13 protein-coding genes are annotated in these 13,124 nt (G+C 33.8%); all 13 read right to left on the minus strand.

Going from position 1 to position 13,124, the window contains the following annotated elements; all coding sequences use genetic code 11:
* Window positions 1-17: 17 nt before the first annotated feature.
* The 13 genes from AC0L8O_RS11445 to AC0L8O_RS11505 all read right to left on the minus strand — a co-directional run bounded on the left by AC0L8O_RS11445 (window position 18) and on the right by AC0L8O_RS11505 (window position 13,086).
* A complete protein-coding gene (locus AC0L8O_RS11445) occupies window positions 18-845 on the minus strand; it encodes a squalene/phytoene synthase family protein (protein ID WP_026561840.1) in 828 nt (275 codons plus the stop codon).
* Window positions 846-1,503: 658 nt separating this feature from the next.
* Entirely contained in the window at window positions 1,504-3,558 is a 2,055-nt protein-coding gene (locus AC0L8O_RS11450) for a catalase (RefSeq protein WP_026561839.1), read from the minus strand.
* Window positions 3,559-3,662: 104 nt separating this feature from the next.
* Window positions 3,663-4,457 carry a GNAT family N-acetyltransferase gene (locus AC0L8O_RS11455; protein ID WP_026561838.1) on the minus strand — a complete coding sequence of 265 codons (795 nt, stop codon included), beginning with the start codon at window positions 4,455-4,457 and terminating at the stop codon, window positions 3,663-3,665.
* A gap of 51 nt (window positions 4,458-4,508) precedes the next feature.
* Window positions 4,509-5,120, minus strand: a complete 612-nt coding sequence (locus AC0L8O_RS11460) for a DUF3267 domain-containing protein (RefSeq protein ID WP_026561837.1) — start codon at window positions 5,118-5,120, stop codon at window positions 4,509-4,511.
* A 560-nt stretch (window positions 5,121-5,680) separates the two neighbouring features.
* Window positions 5,681-5,962: a membrane protein gene (locus tag AC0L8O_RS11465; protein ID WP_026561835.1), complete on the minus strand. Its 282-nt coding sequence runs from the start codon at window positions 5,960-5,962 to the stop codon at window positions 5,681-5,683.
* 96 nt (window positions 5,963-6,058) lie between these two features.
* On the minus strand, window positions 6,059-6,727 hold the full coding sequence (locus AC0L8O_RS11470) for an HAD family hydrolase (protein ID WP_026561834.1): 669 nt from the start codon (window positions 6,725-6,727) through the stop codon (window positions 6,059-6,061).
* A gap of 218 nt (window positions 6,728-6,945) precedes the next feature.
* Entirely contained in the window at window positions 6,946-7,590 is a 645-nt protein-coding gene (locus AC0L8O_RS11475; protein WP_026561833.1) for a lysozyme inhibitor LprI family protein, read from the minus strand.
* Between the two features lie 425 nt (window positions 7,591-8,015).
* Window positions 8,016-8,726: a class I SAM-dependent methyltransferase gene (locus AC0L8O_RS11480; RefSeq protein ID WP_026561831.1), complete on the minus strand. Its 711-nt coding sequence runs from the start codon at window positions 8,724-8,726 to the stop codon at window positions 8,016-8,018.
* Window positions 8,727-8,759: 33 nt separating this feature from the next.
* Window positions 8,760-9,119, minus strand: a complete 360-nt coding sequence (locus tag AC0L8O_RS11485; protein WP_026561830.1) for an HIT family protein — start codon at window positions 9,117-9,119, stop codon at window positions 8,760-8,762.
* A 259-nt stretch (window positions 9,120-9,378) separates the two neighbouring features.
* Window positions 9,379-10,347, minus strand: a complete 969-nt coding sequence (locus tag AC0L8O_RS11490; RefSeq protein WP_034332902.1) for a S8 family peptidase — start codon at window positions 10,345-10,347, stop codon at window positions 9,379-9,381.
* Window positions 10,348-10,392: 45 nt separating this feature from the next.
* Window positions 10,393-10,620, minus strand: a complete 228-nt coding sequence (locus AC0L8O_RS11495) for a hypothetical protein (RefSeq protein ID WP_473448181.1) — start codon at window positions 10,618-10,620, stop codon at window positions 10,393-10,395.
* Window positions 10,621-11,450: 830 nt separating this feature from the next.
* Window positions 11,451-12,242 carry a phytanoyl-CoA dioxygenase family protein gene (locus AC0L8O_RS11500; protein WP_026561829.1) on the minus strand — a complete coding sequence of 264 codons (792 nt, stop codon included), beginning with the start codon at window positions 12,240-12,242 and terminating at the stop codon, window positions 11,451-11,453.
* 700 nt (window positions 12,243-12,942) lie between these two features.
* On the minus strand, window positions 12,943-13,086 hold the full coding sequence (locus AC0L8O_RS11505; RefSeq protein WP_156932016.1) for a hypothetical protein: 144 nt from the start codon (window positions 13,084-13,086) through the stop codon (window positions 12,943-12,945).
* Window positions 13,087-13,124 lie beyond the last annotated feature (38 nt).

Genomic DNA, 13,124 nt, shown 5'->3' on the forward strand with positions numbered 1-13,124 from the left:
TGTTAAACAAGTTACGATTACAAGTCTGCCTGTACCTCTTGTACCGTCTCTTCTACTTCAATTCGACTGATTTTTTCACGACCGTCTTTTATTGCTTTCAATGTTTTATGAGCGATTGCTAAAGGTAAACGGCAGAACAATAGTATGGGCCTTTTATTGATACTCTTCATATATTCATTTGCCATGTTTAAATTTTCATTGGCATATGCCATTAACTCAACCTGAGTCCAACCATTTGGGATAAATCTTACCCCTCGCTGATCCAAATCTTCCTCCTGGTTACGCAAAATATTAACTGCCTGTAGGCCCCGTCCATATCCGATGGCTAAATTCCGATCTGTTTCAATTCCGTCATGCCATTTCCAAAGATCTGATAACATAACCCCAACAAGACCAGCAACATAATAGGTATAGTCATCTAGATCATCTCGTGTTTGGATTTTCCAATTTGCTTTTGCCCATTTCGCCATCCCTGCAGCCATTTCGCTCGTAGCTTCTTGAATATTCTTTTTCGCCCCGTCTGGAGTTAACAATAACCAATCTGCTAGACGCAATGTCACTTCTGGTAGTACTTCGGCATATGGGCCAACTAAAGCACCATATTTTTGATGACTAAAATTATCCTCAAGTAATAACTGGCTTATCTCTGAAAGTAAATACGCTTTCACATCATTAGGCATTTCTTCGTGATCTTCAATTTCATCAATAGCACGCATTGCTAAGTAAGCTACTGCTACTGCGTCTTTCAATTCTTTCTTTAAAAACATAATCGGTATGTAAAATGTTCGACTTGTTTCCTTTAGTACTACCATTGCATCTTTAATCAATACCTTTTGTTCATTCATCAATAATCCTCCGTTTAGGTCTGAAATTGGTGCATTCCTTACACAAGCATTTTTCTAGATGGTAGAAGGTGACGAAAAAAATGAACACCATTAAATATAATAAGAATGTATAAACTAATGAGTATATCTTGTGTGATATTTTGAAATAAAATCATACACATCTGTTGTGGACTTTCCAATTACATTTCATTTTATTTTTTAGAAATAAAATATACCATTTTAATAACCAATTTCCTCGACTATCTACTATTTCATCATACTAATTATTTCAAATTAATGAAACGAACTCAAATATTTTCTTTAATAAATACACGAAACTTTTCATTTTCCAATTTACTAATAGATCGTTTTGTTTTTAATGTCTGTATTCCAATAAGAATTAGTCGTTTTACTCACGTATATTTGAATAAATCAAGACTGTCATACAATTAATAACATACTATATTTATTAAATCAGTGTGTAGAGATATTGGTCAAATAATATGATTAAAAATATATGTCGCAGGATACGTCTGCCATCTGCAATATTATTTTAGAGGCACAACTATGTTTTATGGAAGATAGATCTCCTAAAAATTTAGTGGAAGGTATAAAAATTTAGAATGACATAAAATAGAGAAACCCAAGGTTAATGGATTCCTCTATCTAAAGATTATTTTTATTTAGCAACATCACGGTTCCAGTGGCGATGACTAGAAATTGCTTGGACAAAGTCCTGAGCAAATTTATTCATATTATCATCTTCAAGTATTACTCCCGGACTGTCTCCCATCACACCCTTTGGCAGCCAGCTTATGCCTTCACTTGACGCCCCGACGGCTTTGAAATGAGAGAATGCTTCCTTAATAAAATAAGCAGCTTGTTCTTTGAATTTTTGACTTACATCTTTTCCACCAGCAGCATAAATCGCATCAAACAGCACTGAATCGCTAGTTAAGAATGTATGATCAACAGTTAGTTCTGTGCCATCAAGCCCTTTCTGAATTCCAAGCTTATCACTGATCACTTCAACTATAATTCCTTCTGCTTTTAAAGCATGACAAACCTCTACTACATCTTCTCCATTAAAATTAGGGCCGATAATGACTCCAACTTTACGAGTATTCGGCAATATTTTTGTATTTAACTGACTTAAAGCAGGAGAGGATTTTGTTATGTTTGATCCACCCTCTTTAGGTGGTGTGGCACCAATTGATAATGCAACAACAGAGGCTAACTCTACATTAACATTCGCGAACATATCAACTACCTGCTGCTGAACAGATTTGCTTTTTACTTTTCCTAGCTCAAAGGAAAACGCCTCAATAATATGTTCTTTCTCAGGCTCGCTCATGCTGTTCCAGAACATTGTAGCTTGTGAGAAATGATCTTTAAAACTTTCACTTCTACTTTGAACCTTGCGTCCCTCTACTTTTTCCTGATAATGCACATAACCTCCTTCGTCTTTACTTGCAGGATCCGGAGTATTGGCTGCTAAAGAATTTTTATGATAGCTTACCTGTCCAACGTTAATGGTTTGACGACCGTAGCCATCTCGTTGATTATTATGAAATGGACAAACTGGACGGTTTATAGGCAGCTCATGAAAATTCGGACCTCCAAGACGAAGTAATTGGGTATCTGTATAGGAAAATAAGCGTCCTTGCAGCAATGGATCATTTGTAAAATCAATACCTGGTACGACATGACCTGGATGAAATGCTACTTGCTCCGTTTCTGCAAACACATTATCTACATTCCGATTTAATGTCATCTTTCCAATAATTTTGACTGGTATATCTTCTTCAGGCCAAATTTTTGTTGGATCAAGTACATCAAAATCGAATGCAAATTCATCTTCTTCAGCAATTAACTGTACACCTAGTTCATACACCGGATAATTTCCGGCTTCTATTGAATCCCACAAATCTCTACGGTGAAAATCAGGGTCTTTACCGGCAATTTTTTGTGCTTCATCCCACACAAGTGAATGAACGCCTAAAACAGGCTTCCAATGAAACTTGACAAAATGTGCTTTTCCTTCATCATTCACAAACCTAAATGTATGGACACCGAACCCTTCCATCATTCTAAAACTTCGGGGAATGGCACGATCGGATAAATGCCACATGACCATATGAGCTGACTCTTGATTATTTGCCACAAAATCCCAAAACGTATCATGAGCACTTGCTGCTTGTGGAATCTCATTATGGGGTTCTGGCTTGACGGCATGGATTAGGTCCGGAAATTTAATGGCATCCTGAATGAAAAAGACGGGTATGTTATTTCCAACTAAATCATAATTTCCTTCTTCTGTATAAAACTTTGTCGCAAATCCACGAACATCTCTTACTGTTTCAGCTGAACCACGTGAGCCCGCTACTGTAGAAAACCGTACAAAAACAGGTGTTTTTACAGCCGGATCTTGTAAGAACTTCGCTTTTGTATACTTTTTCATTGATTCGTATACTTCAAATTCTCCATGTGCTGCAAATCCACGTGCATGAACAATTCGCTCAGGAATCCGTTCATGATCAAAATGAGTCATTTTTTCACGAAAATGAAAATCCTCCATTAATGTTGGTCCGCGTTCACCAGCTTTTAAAGAAAACTCATCTTCAGACACCCTAAGTCCTTGATTTGTTGTTAGTTTTTCTCCTTCATCCCTAACCCGGAACTGTTCCAATTGTTCGTTTTTATTGTTCTCATTCTTTTTTCCGTTGCTATTCATAGAAACGCTCCTCCCATATGCTCGTTATATGTAAAAAACATTACATTACTTCGTACCCTCATATGAGTGGGAGCAAACGGGACATTTGGAAAATCTCTATTTAATTATTCATAGCGAATCATTGTCCAAAATCCAATATCGCTAAAGCCCAATCTCTTGTAAATTTTTCCAGCAGCAGGATTATCGTAAAATAAACAAAGTGATTTCCCCTCTGATAATAATTCATTGCAAAGCTTTTCCATACATTTTGTTGCATATCCCTTACGTTCATAGCCGGGTCTTGTTCCAACACCAACGATCATAGCAGATTGAGAGTTTTCCGCTGTGGAAGATGCTGAGGCCACCATTACTCCTTGTTCATTTCTGACAATATACGTTCTCCCTGTTTTATATGTTTCAGCACGTTCTCTTGCTTCAACACTAAAAGTACCTGTACTAAATTCAGGAATTGACCGTAACATCTCCACATTTTCTTCATAATTTAAAGGCTGTAATTTATCTACTTGTTTCATTTCAACTTCAGAGATCTCATAACTTAAACTTGTGCATTTAGCATAATATGTTTCACTATGTTTTCTAACCTTTCTGTTTATTAATCGATGAAGAGGTTCCACTAAATGCTTTAAACCACTTATTTCTAGTTGATCAGGGTTATTATTAATAATTTCTGCAAAGCCCTTTATATCATAATTTTGTTCACTAAAAGGGATATAATTTTTGTCGTAACGTAATAAAACAGCAATCAATCTGTCGCTTTGAAATTGTCCCCAAACCTCCTGAATATCAGAATCATATCCAAATGCTTCGATATCACCTATAATAAATAAATTTTCTGCCGGCTTATGACCAATTAGCTCCATTACTACTTCATGGTCTTCTTTATTTAACTTACGAATCATTTAACTCCCCCATATTTTGCCATTATCTAGTTTTTAATTTACACTTTTTGTTCATTGTACATGTTTCCAATAAGTATATGGTCCGTTACTTTTTAGAATTGCATTTTTTGGTATCTGTTTAATGATAAGAAGAAGATTGAGCATATCAACTGATGATGCTAATGAGTTTAATAGAATTAAAAACTTCAAAATTGGTGTTAACAATCCAAACACACTTAATAATAGTGGCAGAATGACTGAAATAATGATGAAAGGAGCAATTGTAATGAGAATATATCTTGATTTTGACAATGCTTCTTCTGTTATCACAAAACCGCCAAACATGGTTATCCCTACAAATGTTTTGTCTGATTTAATAAAATTTGGGATAAAAATCAAATGCAGGAATTCATGTAGAATCAAAAGTAAGAATAACCATAAAATAACAGATAGGTTAATTGTTAATGTAAATGAATCAGATGTCTGTCCAAAATCGCTTAAAGAAATCGTGGAAAAGATATTTATTACTCCAATAGTGAGTATTGCATTGACTAGCATTAATGGGACAGATAACAAAATAGCGCTAACTACATTCTTAGGTTCTTTCATCGGTACCCAACCATTTGTAATCAGGTCCATATGTATATTTTCTTTACTATTTGGCAACTTTTTTAGTATTTTCATAGACTCCCCCGTAAATAAGCAGTGATCATCAACATCATTAATTTATTTTAACATAAATATCCAATTCACTTTAGAATTTATTTCAGAATGTCGGTCAAATAAAAAGCATCTATTCTTTATTTAGAACAGATGCTTGAATAAAGAAATCAATAATTGATTGCATGACAATTACGTAATGATAACTCACTAATAAGAACTGTCTAGCTTAAAGAAATCAGCTGGATACATAAAACCTTTTAAAACGACTCTATTTTTATCGTTTTCCACTTGGTAAATTTGCATTCCTTCATCTGTATTGCCAATTAGTTTACCAATTTTGAACTTATCATAATAAGTAGGCTGAATAAACTGTTCTGGTTCCGAAATGTAGGTATTATCATTAAGAATTAATTTATGGAGGGAATATTCATTACCATCAATAACAGTCGAATGATAGTTTTCTTGTAACTCGTAAGTTGGTAAATGATTGCTACAACCTCCAATAAAAAACAAGGTAATAAAAAAGTCTTCAAATGCTTCTTCATTTTATATGTATTCCTCGATTCAAATTTCACTTGGATTTAGACTATTTTATTAAAGTACTTTTTGGCCACCAACTTTTTATATGAGAAAATAATCCATCCACAAATTACCGCTACAACAATAAATGTTAATAGATATAAAAAAGGGGAACTACTCTTGCCAAAGGCAACTTCATTCTGAAGTATTTCAACCTTTTCCCACGCACCCTCTATATCCGGTTTATAATTCCTTGTTTTTATATAACCGACTACCATTACAGCAACCATATAGGTGACATGTATGACAATTGAACTTATAATTGCTTTAATGACTGTTTTCACTTTAGAATCACCTTCCTCACATACTATAAGTTTAATCTTACTACTATTGCTCAGACCTCATTAAGACTCTGTTTCAATTAGCTTTAAAGTATCAACTTAATGTTCGTTTAACTTTTTAATGATTAAAAAGAGCTCTGCCAAATCATTTACTGTGAAATCAGCTTTAACACTTTCCCATCGAACATCTTTTTTCCAAATTCCTTTCATTCCAACATTTTGAGCAGCTTTAACATCATTTTCGGGATGGTCCCCCAAAAATATGCTTTGATTAGGTGATACTTTAAGTTGTTCTAATGCTCTTAAGAAGATTTTTGGGTTAGGTTTTTTTATTCCTTCCCATTCCGATATCAAGATCACATCAAAATAATTTTCAATTCCTAACGCTTTAATATTATCAAGTTGAAATTGTCCATATCCATTTGTAATCATCCCTAACTGAAGATTGCTGCTCTTTAATTCTTCCAACATTTGAATTAAGTTTTTAAAAGGGACACAGTTATGTCTAAATTCATTGATATAATCTTGAAGCAAGCCTTCCCATGTAATTCCGAATATTTGGTATTCTTTTGATAACTGTTGATATACTTGATCCTTCCAAATATACCCACCGTTGTCAAGTTCAATAAATCTTGAAATGTATGTCTCTTTTGGAATATGACCTAACCATTTATTTAATCGCCGGTACTGATTATCAATAAACCCCTTTAATGACTCGTCACGATTTAACAAAGTCCCGTCTAAATCAAACAAGACAGCCTTAATCATTTATCTAACTCCTCAAATTATTAGTTGTATATTTATCCTTATTTTACCATTAAAGGTTCAGAGTTGGGTAACTATTAGAAAAACTAAGGCTTGCGCCAAGTCGTAATGGCGAAAGCCTTAGCTTTTTTAAACTATCATCCATAAAATTTATATACTTTCTGATAGAAAACACGTTTAAAATTTAACACACCTGTTGAAATAAATTATAAAAAATAGCATTATTTCATATATTTTGCAACCAACTCATAGCATCTTTCTCTTGTAAGAGTTGCTTGTGTCGCCACATATTCTAATGATTCTGTTGTTCCACCTTTATATTTTAGTGAAGCTACTTTTGCGGCTTCATCTCTGTGTGTTACCCAGTCCCTCTGTTGTTTTCTTAACTCTTCCATTTGATCTGTATCAAGCTGATCTTTTAACACTCCATAGATTTCGTTCAATTCCTTATCCCACTTTTTATATCTTTCCTCTTCTTGTTCTTTCATTTCTTTTATTGTTGTTTTAGCTTCTGTAAATCGGTCTGTTTCTTCCATTTCATTTAGTTTCTTGAGATATTCATCCTTTTTACTTTCCATCATTTCATTGCTAGTATTATCGGATTTCAACGGCTCACCATCTTCATTACTTGTAGATGCTTTTTTTGACATATCTTCTTGCTCTTCTAGCTGATTTTTGCCGTTATTCTCATCAAAGGAGTTTTCTGTTTTCCTTTCATCTTTATTAGTTAAATTGCTATCTGCATTAAGAGCGGAGTTATTATTCGAAGATTTAGCATTTGATTCAACAGATGACTCTCCACATGCAGTCAATAAGCCTAATCCAACTGTAATAATTATTATTAAATATTTACGACTACTAATCATTTAAAAATTCTCCTTGTATACAATAATGAATTCATTAAAATTAACGGCGGGTATCCAGCCTCGCCTAAAAAATATGTAACTAGTGTAAACATTAACATAAAAAACCCCGTTAAAATTATAGGCAAAGATGACAATTTATTTGTATGATATTTTAATATAAGTACTCCTACCATAAGGCTTGTTAAACTTAGGAATAAACACAGGATTGCACCTCCTACATTATTCATTTTAGATAAAATCGCACTAAAATACAAAATTAGGAAGGTGAATTGTAGAATTATTCCTATTGTAAATAAACTTCTTACCATCACATCCACACCACCAATCATTCAATCATTAATTTCCTGACACTGATCAACTTTTTATCCAAAGCTAACTAAAAAAAGCACTAACCTTATATAAGGAAAGCACCGGATTATTGATCTTTAGTGTTTCTTAATAGCCTTTATAATCAAAAAATTAGGTTGTTTTATTAGCCGTTCATAACTCTCGGGATTTAGTGATTTAAACTCTTTTGTAGGTTTAGGTTCGACTATTCCTTCAATCGAATAATATTCCAGTGTTTTATTTATTATTTCATTCAGTGGTCTTCGATAAAAAGGAACATCTATTACTTTTCCTTGCCTTTCCCACTGATCAACAATTAGCTCTTTAGAAAAATACTCTTGATTTTTGGAGAATTTAATGTCCATAAATGGATGGTGTATGGAAAATTGTAATATCCCTCCTGGTTTCATTATCCTATGAAATTCACTAAAGGTCTTATCCCAATCTTTTATATAGTGAATGACAAGTGAACTGATGATGTAATCAAAAGATTCATTTTCAAAGGGTTGTTCTTTTTCTAAGTCTAAATTTAGAACTTTCGCTCTGTTTCCAACACGCCGTTGAGTCGCTGCTACCATTTCCTTACTTATGTCAGTTGCAGTTACTTCTGCACCAAGTTCTAGTAACTTGGCTGTATACCAACCTGCAGCACAACCAGCATCAAACACTTTCATATTTGTTAAATCGGACGGAAGAAGATTTACCATTGCAGGTCTTTCGTAGTAAGCATTAAAAGCATTTTTTGTATCAACATTATGTTCATAATCGCTTGCAAGCTTGTCGTATGCTGCTTTTACGCTTATTTCCATATCTATCCCTCTTCTCTATATCTTTCAAAATTATCAACACCAAGTCCCATCTTTATACTTAATACGGTTTCCATAATGCACATGCCAATGTAGATGCTTATTACTCTGATACTCTCCGATATTGGTTGATACCGTACAAGCACCATATTGATCATTTACTTGTTTTGACACGATTTGAATAACTTGAAATAAATCATCAAAAATACTTCTTTCATTAATATTAATGTCTACTAAAGATGTGATATGTTTTTTAGGGATTACAACGATATGTACATCATAAAAAGGACGGGTATGATAAAAGGCTAAAGTTTGATCAGTCTCTAAAACTTTTTCAACTTCCGTCTTACCGCTTAACACCTCGTCACAATAAAAATCTTCAACACCATTTGCCATATAAAACAACTCCCATTTTTTCTATTTACTATGATATACGGTTAATTTGTACTTTCTCTTTCTTAGTTAAAGATATGCATTTTATTTCATTAATTATTGTCACATTTATAAATTACAGGGTAAAAGTAAGATACTTGGAACCTAGTTCTCTATTATACAACATTATATAGGCTCTCTTTTCCAGCCCAATGAAAAGAGCACAGGCTGCTGCGCTCTTTTTATAATTTCCTTATCGTATTTTTCATAAACAATGCGTACTTTACTTGTTAGCTGCTGTTTGTACTGTTTCGATCTTGGAATCAACACCTACACTCAAATCCAGCAATCCGTTACCCTGGTAGCGCCTACTGTAATTTAATGAAATGGTTCTTTTAATAAGTTGAGCGTACACTTCAGCCTCAGTTAGAGAACGGTCAAATTCTTTTTCACATTGTTCAATAATAAGAGCAACAGCTCCTGATACATGTGGGGTCGCCATAGATGTTCCTGATAAGACGGCAAATTCATTATTGAGATATGTTGAAATAATTTCTTCACCAGGGGCTACAAGATCGATCACCTTATTCGTATTACTGAATGTTGAAATCTTCTTCTGTAAATTAACCGATCCTACCTGTACAACTTCAGGGTATGCTCCAGGATAGGCAAACTCATCTGTTTCATGATTTCCATCCCCTTCATTACCGGCAGCACATACAACGAGAATTTCTTGGCTGATAGCTTCTTTAATTGCCTTATGAAGATCTGGATGATCATCTCTTCCCCCTAAAGACATCGATATTACCCTTACACGCTCACCATTTGGTCCTCGCCATTTTGTTGCATACCGAATACCTTCTGTAACCCATTTTGTTTCTCCATACCCCTGACCAGAGAGCACCTTCAAAACAAGAAGCTTTGCTTTAGGTGCAACACCAATTACACCTCTATCATTTTCTTCTGCACAAATCGTTCCACATACATGGGTACCGTGACCATTATAATCGTTTACGTTTTTTGGATCTCCTTTATCATCTGTTGTAAAATTATAAACATCAATAATTTGATTTTGGAGTTCGAAATGACTGGAATCACATCCTGTATCAAGAACAGCAATAACATTTCCATTACCAAAATAACCTTGCTCCCATGAATTAGGTGCACCGACTAATTTAATACCTGGTGGAATAATTTTTGTATCTTTTAATACAGTTTGAATAGTAAAAGGAATTAACCCAACTTTACTCATTGTGATTCCTCCTTTATTAAAGTGACATAATTCCATATATCCTTATTATCCAATAAAACTTCTGATAATTTTATTTTTTTCGCACCTTTTGTTATAATTTGTATTATAATTTACTTGTAAGCACTTTTTATTGACGTCTTCCTTATAGGAGGCGTCTTTTCTTTTTGACTTTCTTTTTAAATCATCTATGTTTTTTAACCCGATTGTGATGGAAGAGAAAAGTGTGGCAGCAGCAACTAACAATTTGACAAGAAGCTCTAACCACTCCAACACGAATACCACCTCCTTTTTTACACAAATAGCCCTACACAGTATCAGGATGACTGGTAAGGCTGGTTTTCGAAATGAAGAAGACTCTCACTTGGAAATAAGGATATTTATGGAATATATGTCAAGTTTAATTGTATCATGACCAAGCTTATTTAGCATTACTATTATGAATTTTCATACAATTATACTGTATACTTTATATGAAACCCCTTACTTAATACCTACAATTACTAATTAAGTATATTTCTTTATAATTAAAATACATATAATTTGCTTGGAGAGTATTTCCTAGTACCAATTAATTTATGTTTAAGACATTAAAGCAACCAGTTACAAAAACATCCAACATCCAATCTTACTAACGTTTCAGTTATTCCCGCTCTTAGTGGAACATAGCTTGTATCAACATGTGGTTCAAGAGAATTCGTTGAAAAATTATAAGAAAGCTGATATGCTTACTTTCTTCTTTTTGGCTGCTATTGCTCGCGTTTGTACAAGCTGCTAACATGCTTGCAGTAATCAATAAAATACTGAGTTTCATCATAATTCCAATGTTAAGCTGTTTTTAATAATATGATTCATTCTGATGAACCTTTACAATCACCTAACAAGATGCATCTACAACTCCGAAGCGTTGTCGCTATAAATTAAACATTTTTAGAATCAATGAGGACTATACAATTGATAAGAATATGAAAACACAAACAATAAGAAAGTCTCTAAGTAAACTTAGAGACTTCTTACTAACCATTTATTTTTAGTCTTTTACCTTCCTTTATTACTTTACATATAATAATTCTCAATTATATGAAAACTCCAGGTTTCTAACAAGACTAGGATCCTATTTTAAACTTATCTACGATTTTATTTGGATCATATTCTTTAAACACAGGATTCTCTCCGCAAACCATTAAACCTTGACCCCAATCCACATGGACATGTTTCACTGGCAGATCTAAAGGATCACGATATTGAAACAGAACATTTCTTCTAGTTCGATTGCTTTTATTAGATTGAGATCCGTGAACTGTTAAATAGTTAAAAAACAACACATCCCCCGCTTCCGCAGGACATGGTGTACCTAATTCAATAGGATATTCCTTATGGTTTAAATAATGCTGTCCCCTATGTTCAAGAGGTCCACTTTGATGGGATTTAGGTATAACATGTAAACATCCATTTTCAATGTCAGCATTATCCAAATGTACACTAGCAGCCAACATAGAATGCTTCTCATGAGGGAAATATGGATAGTCTTGATGCATTGGAAAGGCCGCCCCTTTTTCTGGGGGCTTTACTAACATTTTTGAGTGATGTAGTTGAACATTCGGACCGATTAGTTTCGATAATATCTCAATCATGTTCTCATGTACAATTGCTTTGATAAAAGAAGAATCATGGTATTCCAGATTATGAAACCCCTTTAATACAAGCTTATGAATTTCTCTTTCCGAAACAAAATCCCCTTGCCATGCATGGTTACTGTCAAGTTTTGCTTCTGCAGCTTTTTTAATAATGTTGTCAACAGATCTGCGCATTTCTTCTACTTCATGACTATTAAAAACTCCTTTAACAAGCAAATAACCATTTTCATGATAATATTCAACATCATTTCTTGTTATCATTTTTTCTCCCACTTCCATCAAATAAATTTGTTAACAGCTAGCAGCAATTTATAACGTTCACATGGTCGATTGAGAATGCTAAAGTTTAGTCCTGATTTAGAGATCTTGCTTTGTACTTCTTCAAGTATGTTACATTCTATTATTTTCTTAATCTTCTTACTTAAGAGTGTTACTCCCTATCCTGATTTGCTCTTATGATAAGCCTTTGATGTGTCACCAAAAAATGCTTCTGCCTTACTATTTCTAAGTAATGGTGGACGGAAAATTTCCCGATCTATTTCTTGTGGAACCACCTCCTCAAAACCTCCCCAGCCACTCGTTATGAGAAGCTACCAATCTATCTTTTCCTTTGTATGTATCCTACATTCTATTGATGCTTTTTGGTTTGAATATACACTTCTTAATTTAAAGATTAGCCAGTGCCTCACACTAATATAAACCGCTTTCATTCCAGGAGTCGTGAACGGTTTGGTGATGGTATGTTGTTTATTAAATAATCCACCCTAATTAAAATGCAATACTCTTCAAAAGCATCTGTTGAATATAACTATTAATACTTTCTATCTCATAAGGATTTTGAAACGCTTATTAGCTAATCTATTTTCATACAATAACTCTTATGATAAAAAAGAGACCATATACCTCTAATAATTCCAAATTTCATTAAGCTTTTTCCGTAATATCCCAATGCAACGGATCTTTAAAAAACTTCCAAATCAAATTCATCACTGGTTAAAAGACAAGCATCTAATTGTTTATACACCTCTTTTTCTGTTTCCGGCTGATGTTCCTTATCTCGGAGTGTCAGTTCTTTTTCCACCCTCAGATTCACTTGCTTTTTCAAAATAAAAAATCACTTGTATGAAGAATATCTGTTGGTTG

The sequence above is a fragment of the Metabacillus sp. KJ11-3 genome (assembly GCF_055808295.1).